Origin of the sequence: Rhodococcus globerulus (assembly GCF_019334125.1) — a bacterium.
GTDB classification, from domain to species: domain Bacteria; phylum Actinomycetota; class Actinomycetes; order Mycobacteriales; family Mycobacteriaceae; genus Rhodococcus_F; species Rhodococcus_F globerula.
On the sequence record NZ_CP079698.1, the window covers coordinates 5944257 to 5958568 of the forward strand.

Consider the following 14312-nt stretch of genomic DNA (forward strand, 5'->3'; position numbering starts at 1 on the left):
CCGATTGATCGACGCCCAGGTCAACCCCCGGAAAAATCTCTCGGCGACCAAAACTGCTCACTACCAGAGAGATCGCGCTCGCCGAAATTCAAGTATGTGTGTCGGACGTTCCACAAAACTCTCCGGTAACGTAGTGTGGACCGCCTACGCAACCACTCACCGCAAGGTAACTGGCGAGTGATGCTTGCGTGGCAGGACCCCACCGCAACAGATTTGGAAAGGGACAGTGTGAGCACACTGCAGTCAGGCCAGAGTCTCGCTATCGGCCAGGAACTCAAGTCCGACAACGGTTCCTACGCCCTCACCCTGCAGGAAGACGGCAACCTGGTTCTCTCCGAGGACGGCCGCGCAGTCTGGGCAGCCGGCACAAACGGATCGGGCGCTAACCGCGCGGACGTGCAGGCTGACGGCAACTTCGTCCTCTACAAGGACGGGGACGCAGTCTGGGCATCGCAGACCTCCGGCAACGAAGGGGTCTCCCTCTCGGTGCAGGACGATCGCAACGTCGTTCTGTCCGCAGGCGACCGCATCCTGTGGTCCACTGACACCGCCGTCGCAGCTCCCGCACCTGAGCCCACCCCGGAGCCTGCCCCGGCAGCACCGGAGCCCGAACCGGCTCCCGCCGCTCCGGCAGCGCAGACCTACACCGTCGAGGGCGGCGACACCCTCTGGGCGATCGCCGAACGCTTCTACGGCGACGGCAACCAGTACCAGCGCATCGCCGATGCCAACGGTATTGCCAACCCGGATCTCATCAACGCCGGCCAGGTTTTGACCATCCCGGCATAGCTTGTTTCGCCGCGAGGCCCCGGGCGTTCAACGCCCGGGGTTTTGCACGTGAAGCGGCCTTTGTGTTCTACAACACACTTATTCGCGTCCCACCCAATAGTTTTCGATGTGCCACTACTGTTCGATTTCGCCTACAGTGCTTTGCGTACTGCTCCCGGAGAACAGGTTGTGCATGAGAGACAGAACTGTCATGGTCGGCGCGCTCACAGTTGCCGGCATTTCTGTCGCTTCCGGCTTCCTCTTCGGTGGAGCAGCCGGAGCATTCGGCGGCGGCGGCCCGATCGTCACCCCGCCAGCGCTGGTATCCACGGTCACCGTCGACTCACTTGCGGATATCGAACCTGCCTCGTTCTACACCTCGATAGTCGTACCTACCGTCGTGATTCCACCGACACCGACGTGGCAGGTCGCACCCGAGCTCACGGCCCCGCGCAACGTACCGCTGACATCCGTAGTGGCGTCGACGACAACGTCCACCACCGCTGTATCAAGCACCAGTTCCACCACTGCAGTGTCATCGACGCCTGCTTCGTCCACTCCTGCGTCAGCGACGCCGTCGAGCGCACGCCCGTCCGGAACCGTGACTTCTACGACGGTCCCGACCAGCACGGGAATCCCGGTCGTCACCATCGATTCAGAGCGCCCGTCCAGCGGAGACTGACACATTCGCCGTGAACTATCACGGTGACCGGCGTTACATCCCCTACCTGCAAACAGCTGCTTTGTCGGCACCTCGCGTTACCGTATAGGTCTCAGCGTTGCGTTAGGAGGTGACTGATGGCCGTGCACGGATTCGACCTCGATATCAGTGTCGACCGAGCGTGGGCGGAATTTCAGGCACGCCTGGCCGACCACATCTCGATCATGGTGGACGGTGACGTCCTTGCTGTCGAGGCTGCAACCTCCGACATCGACACCGCTGAAGGCGGAGCGCCCTGCGTCCAGTTCCTGATCTGGGACACCGACATGGTGCGGTGTGAGGTTCCCTCCAACAATTTTCTGCACCCGCGGTTCGCCCTCGACGAGTCCGGCCTCGAGACTCTCGTCGCGCTCGGCTGGGCTCCCCCGTCGGACGGTCCCGATACCGACAACAGCTCCCCCGCCTTCTGCGTCGACAAGAGGCAGAACTGGTCGGACCAACTGGCTTCGATGACCGTTGCGGCATTTCGCACGGTTTTCGGCGTCCACCACCCGGCGTTTCTGTCCAGTGATCTCACCGGCAATCAGCTGACACCGGATTTCGATCCGTCGGCCACCACCGTCGACGAGTTACCGCTGCTCGATCCCGCTGCGGCGTACCTGCCCAACGACGTCGACCATCTCAAAGAACTTGTCACCCTTGCCCTGGTTCCCATGCTCGGCAGTCTCCCCGAACGCGACAGCGACGGAGACATCCCCATTCGCGTCGGCTCCACCGTCATGTTCGTCGGACCGCTCTCGGATTCGCTTGACGTTCAACTGTTCTCACCGCTGGTACAGGACATCAGCGATCGCACCCGCGCCAGCGAGGTCATCGCGGACCTCAACCGCAAATGGTCCCGGATCAAGTTCGTTCTGATCGACGACAGGTTGTCCGTCTTCCTCGAAGTCGCGGGCTCACCGTTTGTGCCCAAACATCTCACCGATACGTGCGCCTCGTTGACGTCGTTCCTTCGTACCGTCGACGACGAGTTCGCGTCGCGCTTGGGCGGCGATCTCTTCTTCGCGAACAAGGGCGGCGAGTCTGGCACACTTCAGCCTGAACTCACCATGGAAGATCTGCCGCCGGAACTCGAGACGCTGCTTCATCTCGATCTCGATGTAGCCGATGACCTCGAGGCCGTCGCGGACGTGTGCGGACGCGACCGCGACCTGATCCTGCAGTTGCTGCACATCAGCAACGAGTGGCAGATCCAGTTGCGGAGCCAAGCCGTCGACGCACACAGCCGCGACGACGCTGAAGAAGCCGCCGGATTCAATGATCAGGTCAGTACGTGGGAACGCATGGTCGATCGCCTGCGCGGTGCACTTCGTCTGGTTGTGTTGCCCGATGCCAAGTCGGATCCGCCGGCAAAACCGCAGCCAGAACAAATGGGGTTATTTGCCGACCCCACTCAGGAAACGCTGTTCGACGACCCGTCCTGACGTCGAAAATTCAGCGCCGACGAAGCCGCCACAACGAGGTGGTTTCACGCGCACGCGCGGCATGCAGAGCGTCCGTTCGGTCACTCACCTTGGCGTGCGTCGGTTTGACGTCGATGCGATCGATCACCGTCAATCCACCTGCTGCGATCATCGCGTGCAGTTCGGTCCGCGTGCGCAGGCCCAGGTGTTCGGCGATATCGGAGAGAATCAGCCAGGCCTCGCCGCCCTCCGCGAGATGATCCCCCACTCCGGTCAGAAAGCCATTCAACATCGCTCCGGCCGGGTCGTAAATCGCGTACTCGATCGGTGAGGTTGCCTTGGCCGGAATCCACGGCGGATTGCAGACCACTAGTGGCGCAACACCTTCCGGGAACAGATCCGCCTCGATCACTGTCACCTGATCGCTGTAACCCAACCTGTCGAGGTTGGACCGCGCGCACTGCAGGGCCCGAGGATCTTGATCCGTCGCCGTCACTTCTGTGACTCCACGCGCAGCGAGCACAGCGGCCAACACCCCCGTGCCGGTGCCGATGTCGAAAGCGCTTTCAGTCGACGGCAACGGCGCAGCGGCCACCAGGTCGATGTACTCACCGCGCACGGGCGAGAACACTCCGAATGCCGGATGTATCCGAGCGTCCAACGCGGGAATCAGAACGCCTTTGCGATTCCACTCGTGCGCGCCGATTGCACCCAACAGATCACGCAGCGAACGAACCGACGGCTGATCCGTGACGCCGAATGCCTCGGTGAACGCGACGTGGGCGTCGGGCGCACGACGCAACGGGATCGAGAGATCCGCGTCGAGGGGAATCAGGAGCATGCCGAGAATCTGTGCGCGCCGGCCCTGTGTCTGGCGGTGAAGATGGAAGGCCTGTGCCGGATCATCCGAGTCTCTGCGCGGTTTGCGATCCATCCGGGCAGCCACAGCCTTGGACAGTTGACGCGCGTTCTGGAAGTCACCGCGCCATAGAAGGGCTGTTCCCTCGCACGCCAATCGGTAGGCTTCATCCGCCTTCATCGTGTCGTCTGCGACCAGTATCCGCTTGGGGGCCGGTGCCCCGCTCGTGGACCCCCAGAGCGCACGGCGCTCGGTATCGTTCTCGGTCCACACAACGTACTGTTCGGTCATCAAAGGCCCTTCCGGCGTCGGACATGGAGCGGATAGGGCGTTCGACGCACTGCGGCCGGTCCCGGCTCGCGTGTTCCAGTTCTGCACATCTGCTTGTCTGGTTCCACACTAGCCGGGACCGGCCGAATTAATGACCTCTCGCGGGGCGTCTCAGCTCGCCGTGCGCAAACGAACTGCCTGTGCGATACGCGCCTCGGCGACGGAGTCTGCTGCATCGCCCGCGAGGATTGCTTCAGCCTTCGCCTTGGCAAGAATCTCGGCTACCGTGTCGAAAATCTTCTCCACCTGAGCCCTGACCTGCTCAGCCGTATGCTCTTTCAGCTCGCCCGCAACCTGAATGAGGCCACCACCGTTGGCGACATAATCAGGTACCCACGTAATGCCGCGCTCGCTCAGAACGGACTCGACCTCGGGTTCGGTCAGCTGATTGTTGGCTGCGCCGCAGATCACCGCGGCTGTGATTGCCTCTGCTGTGGCGTGCGAAAGCGTCGCCCCCATTGCGCAGGGCGCATAAACATCGAGATCGGCGTCGATGACACTGTCCACGATCTGCACCTGCGGGAAATCCGCCTTCACGCGGTCGAGTGCCGTCGCGTTGACATCAGTGGCCAGCACGGTCGCGCCGTCGGCCAGGAGCAGCTTGATGAGTTCGTACCCAACCTTGCCGGTGCCCTCGACTCCCACCGTCTTTCCGGCCAGATCACGCGAGCCCCAGTGAGCCTGCGCAGCCGCCAACAGTGACTGGAAAACGCCGAGGGCCGTCATCGGCGCGCTGTCGCCCGAGCCACCTGCCTTCGCATTGCGACCCACCACGAAGTCCGTTCCGAGCCCGATCACGTCGAGATCGTCCGAGTTGGTTCCCACATCTCCGGCCGTGATGTAGCGGCCGCCGAGTGTCTGAACGAATTTTGCGTAGGCGCCGAGCAATTCGGCAGACTTCGCCGTTGCCGGGTCGCCGATGATGACGGCCTTTCCGCCGCCCAGATCAACACCCGCAACTGCGGCCTTGTAGGTCATTCCGCGAGAGAGCCGCAAAACGTCTGTGACAGCGGAAGATTCGTCCGCGTACGGGTAGAACCGGGTGCCGCCGAGCGCCGGCCCGAGCGTCGTGGAGTGGATTGCAACAATCGCCTTGAGTCCACTCGCCGGATCCTGGAAGAAGCTCACCTGCTCGTGTGGGTAATCGCGAAGATAGTCTGCGCGATCGAATACGCCGGCGGTGTCGTCGGAGATGTGGGCGGAGTTCACAGGCTCGGCGGTGAGAGTCATTGTGAGATAGACCTTTCCAAAGGACTTGTACGACACAGGCGTGAGATCGAGACGAATCGTCGATGGGTACAGTGATCTACGCAAACTGTTCCGCTGAGCAATTCGTAGAACCAATGCTCTTCCTGAGCTACGATTTGGTCAATGCAAATCTAATGAACTAAGCAATACGATCATCCAGTGACCTCGATCACTGAAGAAAGGTTCGCAAAGTGCTCAGCATCGACAAGCTCGACGTCCAGCTACTCGGATTGCTCAGCAAGGATTCGCGCATGAGTGTCGCCGAACTCGCGAACTCGTTGGGAGTCGCCCGGAACACTGTCCAGGCTCGGATGAAGCGCATGGAATCAGGCGGAATTCTCACCGGGTTCCGCCCCAATCTCGATCTCCCCGAAGTTGGCATCCCCATCCAGGCATTTGTGGGCCTCGAACTGGAGCAGGGAAAGATCAGCGCCATCGCGAGGAGCTTGGCCGAGTTGCCCGAGGTGATCGAAATTCACGCCACCACGGGACGCGAAGATCTGCTGGTGCGGGTAGCCACCTCCACTCACGCTGCGCTGCAGAAGTTGGCGGAGCAGATCGTCAGCCTTCCGGGTGTCACTCATTCCACCACCACGATCGCGCTGACCAATCCTCTTCCCTACCGAATCCAGCCGCTGCTCGAGCACCTCACCAACGATGCAGGCTGGGGGCGCTCCACGGCGTTCCCGCGGCAGCAGGATTGAGACATGCATTCGCGACGACGCTTCCTGGTGCAGTAGTTTTGTCGTTATGAGTGACATCCAGGGACAGCGCATCGCGTTCATTCAGGCGACGTGGCATCGCAACATCGTGGACCGTGCACGTGACGGATTCACAGACGAAATAGTCGGTTTGGGCTACGCCCGCGATTCAGTCGATTTCTTCGAGGTGCCGGGCGCTTTCGAGATCCCGCTGCATGCGCGCCGTTTGGCGCAGACGGGCCGTTACCAGGCAATTGTTGCTGCTGGCCTCGTCGTCGACGGTGGCATCTACCGCCACGATTTTGTGGCGACCGCCGTCATCGACGGTTTGATGCGAGTGCAGCTTGATACTGATGTTCCGGTCTTCTCCGTCGTTCTGACGCCGCACAACTTCCACGAGCATGCCGAGCATGTCGACTACTTCAGCACCCATTTCGTGAAGAAGGGCGCCGAAGCAGCACGCGCCGTGGACGCTACGGTCACCTCGCTGAAGTCTCTGCCCACCGCCTAGTCGTTCAACAGTCTCGCTGAGTCGGATGGCCTCCCGCTCAGCGAGATTTTTTGTGCCTATTCGAGGATCTCGAGCCTCCCATGGGCGGCGGCGTTCTCCGTGTCCACGGATTCATAGCGGTCGATGCCGGCTTGGAAGTAGGCTCGCATCTCCTTCACCACGGCGATATGGCTGTCGAGAGATTTCTCCAGCGAGTCCTCGCCACCAATGGCCTTCTTTGCAAACTTGTCCGCCAAGGCGCGTCCCGATTCCAGAGTTCCCATGCCTTTGACGTCGCTGAGTCGCTCGCTGAGCACGACCATCAACTTAAGTTCACCTATCCATGCGTCACACGCTGCAACCATTGGTTTGGCCACTTTCGGATCGACGAACAGTTCGCCAGATTCCTGACTCGCCACTGGACCTACTCTCGGAGATTTATCGGGGCAAGGACGAAACAAGCTGCAATGCAAAACTTTCGACAAGTCCACAGGTAGAGCCTTGGTGCGGCGTCCCCGCGTCTGCTTCGATGTTGAGCCACACCGAACCTTGAGATGCCGCAAACGCTAGGTAGCACCCGTCGATGGTTTCGTCAGATTCCCGCTGAAACCACAGTCCGACTCGATCAGCAATTATCGACTCATCGAATTTTGTGTAATCCGAATTGCTTCGCACATCATCAAGCGTGTATTTCGTCGACATGATCGTGAAGAAGTACCACGTCGATTTCCACATACACATCTTCCATCCTGGTTGCTCTACACCGTCAATATCGATGAGCTCCGTCGAAGGGTCGAGACCGACCTCCTCGATCACCGAGTCCGGAATGTCCGTACAGGGGTTGAACAATCCCTCCTGACCAGATGCACGCTCAGGCACACCCTCGACGGTTGAACCACACCCCACCGCAAACAACCCCATGACAATGGCCGCCGCAATAAGTCGAAGCCCCGCCAATTTAGGATCCCGATACTTCATGCCGGGCCAGTCGATTCGCATTGTCCCCGTCCACAGATTCATAGCGGTCGATGCAGGCTTGGAAGTAGGCTCGCATCTCCTTCACAACGGCGATGTGGCTGTCGAGAGATTTCTCCAACGAGTCCGCGCCGCCAACGGCTTTTTGTGAGAACTTGGCCGCTAAGGCTCGCCCCGATTCCAGGGTTCCCATCCCCGAAACCGTTGCAATGCGAGTCAATCCATTCCTAATTGAACCGAGTTCACCCAGCCACGCATTACATGCAAGTAAGATGTCTTTAGCGACTATCGGATCTAGTGTCAGTTGTAGATCTGTCGCCGACTGTGGTGAACTCACGACTCTCTTACCCCCGATTTGATTAGCAGCCAGATCTTGCAGTTTTCAAAGTTCTGCGTTGGGTCAGCGTGGAAGATAGCTGTCGAGCTCATCGGTCAACCTCCTCGCCTCGTCACAACTGTTCCCTGTGTGCTCGCTCAAGGCATCCTTTTCGGCATTGATCCAAACTGAACCCTGATCCACCGCGAAGATCACATAGCAAGCTTCGTCTGTGCTGTCTGCACGACGGTATTGCGTGGCACGTCGATCACCGATGTCGACATCAATGAAATCCACGTAGTCCGGATTGCTGCGAACATCCGATATGGTGTAACTCGTCGAATAGATGGTGACGTTGTACCAACTTCCGTCCCAAGAACAGATCTTCCACCCGGGCTGTTCGACCCCGAAAATATCGGCGCTTTCCGTCGCCGGATCAAGCCCAACTCCCTCGATCACCGAGTCCGGTATGTCCGTACACGGGTTAAATAAACCTTCCTGACCAGACGCACGCTCAGGTTCACCCTCGACGGTTGAGCCACACCCCACCGCAAACAACCCAATGACAATGGCCGCCACAATAAGTCGAAGCCCCGCCAATCTAGGATCCTGACACTTCATGTCGCGCCAGACGACCCGCATTCTCCGCCTCCACAGCGAAATAGCGCGTCACGCATTCCTGAAAGTACGCTTCCATCTCATTGAGAACGTCGATGTGACTGAGGAGCGACTTCTCGAGCGAGTCCTCGCCTCCAGACGCTTTCAGGGAGAATTTGCGCGCCAAATCAATACCTGATTGGAGCGTGCCCATTCCCTTCACATTTGATACCCAATCGACCTCCCCAAGGGCCATTTCCAACTCCGCACGCAATGCGCTGCAGCTATCACGGAGTTTGCGGGCCACCTCAAAGTCCACCGCGATGGCGCCGCCTTCGATTCCGTCTTTCCAAGTCAGCCACTGTGACAGTTGGGATCCGTCAGGATTAGCCACTTCACTTCCCCTTGTCCAGTAATTCAATTATCAACTTGGCCAATAAGTTTCAAGTTCCAAACCATATCTCTGCATGAGCACGCATGTAGGCTCCTCGATCGGACGCAGGCCCATCCGGGAGATTTGAAGCCAGATCGAACCTTGTTTAACTTGCGTCGCGAAATAGCAGGACGCACCAACTTGATCCTGAGCACTGGAGTACTGAACACCTTGCCTCTGGCCGATTTCAACTTCGTGAAATCCGGTGAAATCGGTGTTCGCCCGAATATCTTGCAATGAGTGCATGTTCGAAAAAATGACAACGAAGTACCACGGGCCTTTCCACGAGCAGATCTTCCATCCGGGGATTTCAACACCCTCGATGTCAACCTCCTTCGTGTACGGATCAAGTCCGACGCCCCTGATCGCAGAATCCGGAATGTCCGTACACGGATCGAATAATCCCGCTTGACCGGATAGCGGCTCAGCCTCCCCCTCCACGGCTGAGCCGCATCCGACCAGAGCCCATACCAATATCCCTGCCGCGAGAAGCCGACCCCCCATCGACATTCTCATCGGGCCCCCTTCGGTATGAACTCACTCTATTTGATGCGCCGGCGACTCAATCGGTTCCCGCTACCGACAAATTCCCAGTTCACGTCCCCATGTTCGCTTGCAGCGCATCTGTAGCGATTGACGCTGCTCGTGACAGTCGCATACTGGAGGGGTTGACTACAACGTCGGGGAGGGCACCGAGTGAACACGCCGAAAGCACCTGCCAAACCAGCTATCCTCAGCGTCGACGACGACCCCGGGGTTTCCCGCGCCGTCGTCCGCGACCTTCGTAAACGCTACGGCGAGAAATATCGGATCATCCGCGCCGAATCGGGCGATCAAGCGCTCGAAACTCTGCGCGAAATGAAGCTTCGCGGAGACGCTGTCGCCGTTATCGTCGCCGACTACCGCATGCCCGGTTTGAGCGGAATCGAATTCCTCGAGCAGGCAATGGATCTCTACCCGATAGCTCGGCGCGTACTGCTCACTGCGTATGCAGATACCGAGGCCGCGATCGACGCCATCAACGTCGTCGACCTCGATCACTACCTGCTCAAACCCTGGGACCCACCGGAAGAAAAGCTCTATCCGGTCATCGACGCTCTCCTCGACGCCTGGGCCGGCTCCAGTCACCACCCTGCCGAGGAGACCAAAGTCGTCGGTCATCGTTGGTCTGGACGATCCTCTGATGTTCGAGAGTTCCTGGCACGCAATCAACTTGCATACCGTTGGTACATGTCGGACGAGCCTGAGGGACAACGACTCCTCACCGCCGCAGGGGTCGACGAGTTAAACCTTCCCGTCGTCATTGCTCCCAATGGTGACGTGCTGGTCGAGCCGACGGACACCGAACTCGCGGACAAACTCGGCCTGAGCACCACCCTGTCCGAGGACTTCTACGATTTGGTTGTCATTGGCGGTGGACCGGCGGGGTTGGGTGCTGCTCTCTATGGAGCCTCGGAGGGTTTGCGAACTGTCCTCATCGAACGACGCGCCACAGGTGGACAGGCCGGTCAAAGCTCGCGTATCGAGAACTATCTCGGCTTCCCGGACGGTGTTTCCGGATCACAGTTGGCCGATCGCGCGCGGAGGCAGGCAACAAAGTTCGGCGCTGAGGTCATCACAGCCCGCGATGTGACGGGTCTCGAAATCAACGGTTCTGCCCGCACAGTTCGTTTCGACGACGGCACATCCGTTGATGCGCATTCTGTCATCTTGGCCACGGGTGTTTCGTACCGTCAACTTTCGGCTCCCGGTCTCGACACGTTCACCGGCCGAGGCGTGTACTACGGGTCTTCTGTCACCGAGGCCGCGCGATGTAGCGAGCAGGATGTCTACATCGTGGGTGGGGCAAACTCCGCCGGCCAAGCAGCTGTTTATCTTTCACGCGGTGCACGATCCGTCACGATCCTCATCCGGGGCGCTTCACTCGAAGCATCCATGTCCTACTACCTGATTCAGCAGATCGAGAAAAATCCGAAGATATCGGTTCGCGCCTGCACCGAAGTAATCGCCGCTGACGGTGACGATCACCTCGAGCGAATCACGCTGCTGAACAGAGCAACTGGTGAAGAAGAGATCGTCGACGCACATTGGCTGTTCATCTTCATCGGCGCCGCTCCGCTGACGGATTGGCTCGGCGACGTTGTTGTTCGCGATCGACATGGATTTATCGTCGCCGGCCCCGACCTCGCCGCCGACGGCATCACACCGCAAGGGTGGCCCCTCGACCGAGCACCCCACCACCTCGAAACCAGTGTTCCCGGAGTCTTTGTCGCCGGTGACGTGCACGCCGAATCAGCCAAGCGGGTCGCGTCGGCTGTCGGTGAAGGAGCGATGGCCGTGATGTTCGTCCACCGCTATCTCGCTCAACAATAGGGAGATTTGATGTCTGTCCCAGAATGCAGTCCAGAACTTCTTCGCACACTGTTCCTGTTCGAGGAGCTCACCGACGATCAACTCGAAACACTCTGCCAGAGTGGCCACATCACTGAAATCGACCGCGGCCAGGTCTACCTCGAAGGCGACCCGGCATCGTGCTTCTACGTCCTGATCGAGGGCGAGCTGATCATGTCGAAACTCTCCGGCGGCGAAGACATCGAGATGGTGCGCACCTCCCAGAGAGGCGTCTACTCCGGCGGTTGGACGTCGTACTTGGGTGATCGTGTCCCGCAAATCTATTCGGCGTCGCTGCGCGTAACGAAGCCGTCGACCTTCTTCGTTCTCGACGCCGACAAGTTCGGCGCTGTAGTGCGCGAATGGTTTCCGATGGCTGTGCACCTTCTCGAAGGAGTGTTCTTCGGGAACCAGAACACCCGCCAGATCATGGATCAACGTGAGCGTCTTCTCGCCCTCGGCTCCCTCTCCGCCGGATTGACCCACGAACTGAACAATCCCGCAGCCGCCGCAGTGCGGGCGACCGCGTCGTTGCGCGAACGCGTCGCCGGCATGCGGCGAAAACTGGGGATGATCGCCTCAGGCTTCTACGATCGCGACTCACTTGTCACCCTCATGCATATGCAAGAGGAAGTCGCCGAAGTTGTTGCCAAGGCTCCGACGCTCACGCCCCTTGAAGCATCCGATCGAGAAGACTCCCTGGGTGAATGGTTCGAGGACCATTCCATCCGCGAAGGTTGGGACCTAGCACCAACCTTCGTCCAAGCTGGCCTCGACACCAACTGGCTGGAGACTGTTGCCGCAGCAGTGGACGAGTCCGTGCTCGAGGGGGCAATCCGTTGGTTGAACTACACCATCGAGTCTGAGCTACTGATGAACGAGATCGCCGATTCCACCACCCGAATCTCCACGCTTGTCGGTGCGGCCAAACAGTATTCGCAAATGGACCGCGCGCCCTTCCAGACCATCGACGTTCACGAATTGCTTGACAGCACGCTGATTATGTTGGGACAGAAAATCGGTGACATCGCCGTCGTCAAGGAATACGACCGGGCACTCCCACCCATCGATGCGTATGCAGGCGAACTCAATCAAGTGTGGACCAATCTGATCGACAACGCTGTCGCTGCTATGGGTGGCACTGGGACCTTGACTGTTCGCACCAGCCGCGACGGCGATCGAGTCTGCATCGAAATCTGCGATACAGGATCGGGAATCCCCGACGACGTCATCGACAGAATCTTCCAGCCCTTCTTCACCACCAAACCTGTCGGTGAGGGAACGGGCTTGGGCCTGGACATTTCGTGGAGAATCGTTGTCGGCAAACATCACGGTGAACTTCGGGTCACATCCGCACCCGGGGACACCCGCTTCCGTGTTCTCCTGCCGATCTCTGGACCAGAGCGCAACCATGTCGACGATGCCGACTAGCGCACGCCCGACTCGGCGCGCACGATGAATAAGCAGAGCCACTTCAACGAAGGGACTGACCATGACCGACGGACTTCCAGCTGGAATTGATCCGAGTGTGCCGCCGAGCGGTGCCGGGTGCGTCGAATGCGACGCTGCTGGCGGTTGGTGGGTGCATCTGCGTCGATGCGCTCAGTGCGGTCACATCGGATGTTGTGACTCATCCCCGTCACAACATGCCAGCGCTCACGCCGCGGCTACCAAGCACCCCTTCATGCAGAGTTTCGAGCCTGGCGAGGATTGGTTCTGGAGCTTCGAAACTCAGGAAGCCTACGACGGTCCTGAATTGGCCCCGCCCACTTCGCACCCCGCCAACCAGCCGGTTCCTGGCCCGGCCGGCCGAGTGCCAGCTGATTGGCAGGAGCACATCGACTGAATCTGAATCGACGTCAGTCACTTCACCGGTATGTCGAACGTGAGCCGTGAAGGCTGGACATAGTCTGCCGGATCGGTGAGCAGTCGTAGTTCGGGTGATGTCGGCAAGCCTGCAAGCGCTTGACGCAGTCTCTCTTCGTACGCGACGGCCGGCGCGGAGAGCGGCGCGAGCCAATTGTCATGGTGCGCCGGAACGAAGAGCGAAGGCCGCAGTGCTCGGATGTAGTCGAGCGGGTCGCTGAGCCCGTTCGAGTATTGGTTGTAACCCTGAATAGACCCGATCTGAACTGTGGACACCGGCAACGCTCGCATAGCCTCCAGGATCTCCGGGGCGTCGGTGAAGAGCGGCCCTGTGCTGTCGTGCCACGTCAGTACGAAGTCACCGACCACGAACTGGTACAGCAACGATCCACCCTCGGCGTCGTTGAAATGCGACGCCAGGTGTGCAGTGTCGTGAGGTGTCGGCGGATGTTCGATGGCCGGACTGAAATCGGGCACAAGAACAAGTGGTGGTTGTTCGCCTCGCGGGGCACGCAGCGCGGAGTGCAAGTGTCGAACAGAGTGCACGGCAACACCGTTGGATAGCGAGAAGTCAGTTCGGTCAGAGTCCAGCGGCAACGTTCGGAGCTCAGTTGTGGCTTGCTCTGCGATCTGACTGCAATGCTCGTCTGTTCCAACTATGGTTGCTCCACACATCGAGGCAATTTCGGCAGCGTCAGCGGCGTGATCGAAATGCCCATGACCAATCAGGATGTGGCTCGGAGCTAGCGCGGCCAGTTCTTCAGGGCTGGTCGGCACATAGTTCGAGAACTCGCCTCGAGGAACCCATGCGTCCAGTAGAACGACGTTGCCCGCGATGGCTATCGCAAAATTCGTGACACCGAACCACGAAAGAATCGTCTTTGACGAATCCACTGCGCCGGTCGATGGATCAACATTCTCGGGCCCGAAGAACCTTTGGCGCGCAGTGATAGTCGGATTCACTGATGCTGGAACGGAAGCCGACGCGTTCGTCATTACAAGGGTTGAGGCAGCCGCGGCGGCAGCTCCCACGACAAAGCTCCGACGGCTAACTTCGTTCGAAAACATGACTGCAGTCTAGGTGGCGAGTGCGCACATCAAACTTCATTCCCCACTGTCAGATCATCGACGACACCATTGGACACGCTCCCCGTTCCACCACATTGCAATCCATTGCAACCCTTCACACCCCACCATCGGAGTCCTAGCGTTGA

16 protein-coding genes are annotated in these 14312 nt (G+C 59.4%); 8 read left to right on the top strand and 8 right to left on the bottom strand.

Annotation, left to right across the window (positions count from 1 at the left end; all coding sequences use genetic code 11):
• The first annotated feature begins 180 nt into the window (after positions 1-180).
• The 3 genes from KYT97_RS27160 (at position 181) to KYT97_RS27170 (ending at position 2913) form a co-directional block, all read left to right on the top strand.
• A complete protein-coding gene (locus KYT97_RS27160) occupies positions 181-789 on the top strand; it encodes a LysM peptidoglycan-binding domain-containing protein (RefSeq protein ID WP_045071421.1) in 609 nt (202 codons plus the stop codon).
• A 172-nt stretch (positions 790-961) separates the two neighbouring features.
• Positions 962-1450: a hypothetical protein gene (locus KYT97_RS27165; protein WP_045071422.1), complete on the top strand. Its 489-nt coding sequence runs from the start codon at positions 962-964 to the stop codon at positions 1448-1450.
• A 116-nt stretch (positions 1451-1566) separates the two neighbouring features.
• Positions 1567-2913, top strand: coding sequence for a T3SS (YopN, CesT) and YbjN peptide-binding chaperone 1 (locus KYT97_RS27170; protein ID WP_045071423.1), 1347 nt, complete (start codon positions 1567-1569; stop codon positions 2911-2913).
• 10 nt (positions 2914-2923) lie between these two features.
• Here the strand turns inward: KYT97_RS27170 and KYT97_RS27175 are convergent, their stop codons facing one another.
• Positions 2924-4042 carry a methyltransferase gene (locus KYT97_RS27175; RefSeq protein ID WP_116104326.1) on the bottom strand — a complete coding sequence of 373 codons (1119 nt, stop codon included), beginning with the start codon at positions 4040-4042 and terminating at the stop codon, positions 2924-2926.
• Between the two features lie 150 nt (positions 4043-4192).
• Positions 4193-5311: a Glu/Leu/Phe/Val family dehydrogenase gene (locus tag KYT97_RS27180; protein WP_095888749.1), complete on the bottom strand. Its 1119-nt coding sequence runs from the start codon at positions 5309-5311 to the stop codon at positions 4193-4195.
• Between the two features lie 209 nt (positions 5312-5520).
• Between KYT97_RS27180 and KYT97_RS27185 the strand changes: the two genes are divergently transcribed.
• Both KYT97_RS27185 and KYT97_RS27190 read left to right on the top strand, forming a co-directional pair.
• Positions 5521-6033 carry an Lrp/AsnC family transcriptional regulator gene (locus tag KYT97_RS27185; protein ID WP_033236034.1) on the top strand — a complete coding sequence of 171 codons (513 nt, stop codon included), beginning with the start codon at positions 5521-5523 and terminating at the stop codon, positions 6031-6033.
• Positions 6034-6079: 46 nt separating this feature from the next.
• Complete coding sequence (locus KYT97_RS27190; RefSeq protein WP_033236033.1) at positions 6080-6541, top strand: 6,7-dimethyl-8-ribityllumazine synthase; 462 nt, start codon at positions 6080-6082, stop codon at positions 6539-6541.
• 56 nt (positions 6542-6597) lie between these two features.
• On the opposite strand, the gene KYT97_RS27195 is transcribed toward KYT97_RS27190, so the two are convergent.
• The 5 genes from KYT97_RS27195 to KYT97_RS27215 all read right to left on the bottom strand — a co-directional run bounded on the left by KYT97_RS27195 (position 6598) and on the right by KYT97_RS27215 (position 9357).
• Positions 6598-6939 (bottom strand): hypothetical protein, encoded by a 342-nt coding sequence (locus tag KYT97_RS27195; RefSeq protein ID WP_245005932.1) that lies wholly within the window; start codon positions 6937-6939, stop codon positions 6598-6600.
• Positions 6940-6958: 19 nt separating this feature from the next.
• Positions 6959-7519, bottom strand: coding sequence for a DUF3558 domain-containing protein (locus KYT97_RS27200; RefSeq protein WP_245005933.1), 561 nt, complete (start codon positions 7517-7519; stop codon positions 6959-6961).
• Between the two features lie 376 nt (positions 7520-7895).
• A complete protein-coding gene (locus tag KYT97_RS27205) occupies positions 7896-8453 on the bottom strand; it encodes a DUF3558 domain-containing protein (protein ID WP_116538763.1) in 558 nt (185 codons plus the stop codon).
• Positions 8413-8802 (bottom strand): hypothetical protein, encoded by a 390-nt coding sequence (locus tag KYT97_RS27210; RefSeq protein ID WP_230590324.1) that lies wholly within the window; start codon positions 8800-8802, stop codon positions 8413-8415. The genes KYT97_RS27205 and KYT97_RS27210 overlap by 41 nt, the downstream gene beginning before the upstream one ends.
• A gap of 30 nt (positions 8803-8832) precedes the next feature.
• Entirely contained in the window at positions 8833-9357 is a 525-nt protein-coding gene (locus KYT97_RS27215) for a DUF3558 domain-containing protein (RefSeq protein ID WP_219111176.1), read from the bottom strand.
• A 180-nt stretch (positions 9358-9537) separates the two neighbouring features.
• Here KYT97_RS27215 and KYT97_RS27220 point away from each other — a divergent pair, with 180 nt between their 5' ends.
• The 3 genes from KYT97_RS27220 to KYT97_RS27230 all read left to right on the top strand — a co-directional run bounded on the left by KYT97_RS27220 (position 9538) and on the right by KYT97_RS27230 (position 13078).
• Entirely contained in the window at positions 9538-11214 is a 1677-nt protein-coding gene (locus KYT97_RS27220; RefSeq protein WP_033236032.1) for an NAD(P)/FAD-dependent oxidoreductase, read from the top strand.
• A 9-nt stretch (positions 11215-11223) separates the two neighbouring features.
• Positions 11224-12663, top strand: coding sequence for an ATP-binding protein (locus KYT97_RS27225; protein ID WP_219111179.1), 1440 nt, complete (start codon positions 11224-11226; stop codon positions 12661-12663).
• A gap of 61 nt (positions 12664-12724) precedes the next feature.
• Positions 12725-13078, top strand: coding sequence for a UBP-type zinc finger domain-containing protein (locus KYT97_RS27230; RefSeq protein WP_219111182.1), 354 nt, complete (start codon positions 12725-12727; stop codon positions 13076-13078).
• A 17-nt stretch (positions 13079-13095) separates the two neighbouring features.
• On the opposite strand, the gene KYT97_RS27235 is transcribed toward KYT97_RS27230, so the two are convergent.
• Complete coding sequence (locus tag KYT97_RS27235; protein ID WP_219111185.1) at positions 13096-13992, bottom strand: MBL fold metallo-hydrolase; 897 nt, start codon at positions 13990-13992, stop codon at positions 13096-13098.
• Positions 13993-14312 lie beyond the last annotated feature (320 nt).

Coding starts and splice junctions, on each gene's coding strand:
- KYT97_RS27160 (WP_045071421.1), top strand. CDS start 181: ATGCTTGCGTGGCAGGACCCCACCGCAACAGATTTGGAAAGGGACAGT.
- KYT97_RS27165 (WP_045071422.1), top strand. CDS start 962: ATGAGAGACAGAACTGTCATGGTCGGCGCGCTCACAGTTGCCGGCATT.
- KYT97_RS27170 (WP_045071423.1), top strand. CDS start 1,567: ATGGCCGTGCACGGATTCGACCTCGATATCAGTGTCGACCGAGCGTGG.
- KYT97_RS27175 (WP_116104326.1), bottom strand. CDS start 4,042: ATGACCGAACAGTACGTTGTGTGGACCGAGAACGATACCGAGCGCCGT.
- KYT97_RS27180 (WP_095888749.1), bottom strand. CDS start 5,311: ATGACTCTCACCGCCGAGCCTGTGAACTCCGCCCACATCTCCGACGAC.
- KYT97_RS27190 (WP_033236033.1), top strand. CDS start 6,080: ATGAGTGACATCCAGGGACAGCGCATCGCGTTCATTCAGGCGACGTGG.
- KYT97_RS27200 (WP_245005933.1), bottom strand. CDS start 7,519: ATGCGAATCGACTGGCCCGGCATGAAGTATCGGGATCCTAAATTGGCG.
- KYT97_RS27205 (WP_116538763.1), bottom strand. CDS start 8,453: ATGCGGGTCGTCTGGCGCGACATGAAGTGTCAGGATCCTAGATTGGCG.
- KYT97_RS27215 (WP_219111176.1), bottom strand. CDS start 9,357: ATGAGAATGTCGATGGGGGGTCGGCTTCTCGCGGCAGGGATATTGGTA.
- KYT97_RS27225 (WP_219111179.1), top strand. CDS start 11,224: ATGTCTGTCCCAGAATGCAGTCCAGAACTTCTTCGCACACTGTTCCTG.
- KYT97_RS27230 (WP_219111182.1), top strand. CDS start 12,725: ATGACCGACGGACTTCCAGCTGGAATTGATCCGAGTGTGCCGCCGAGC.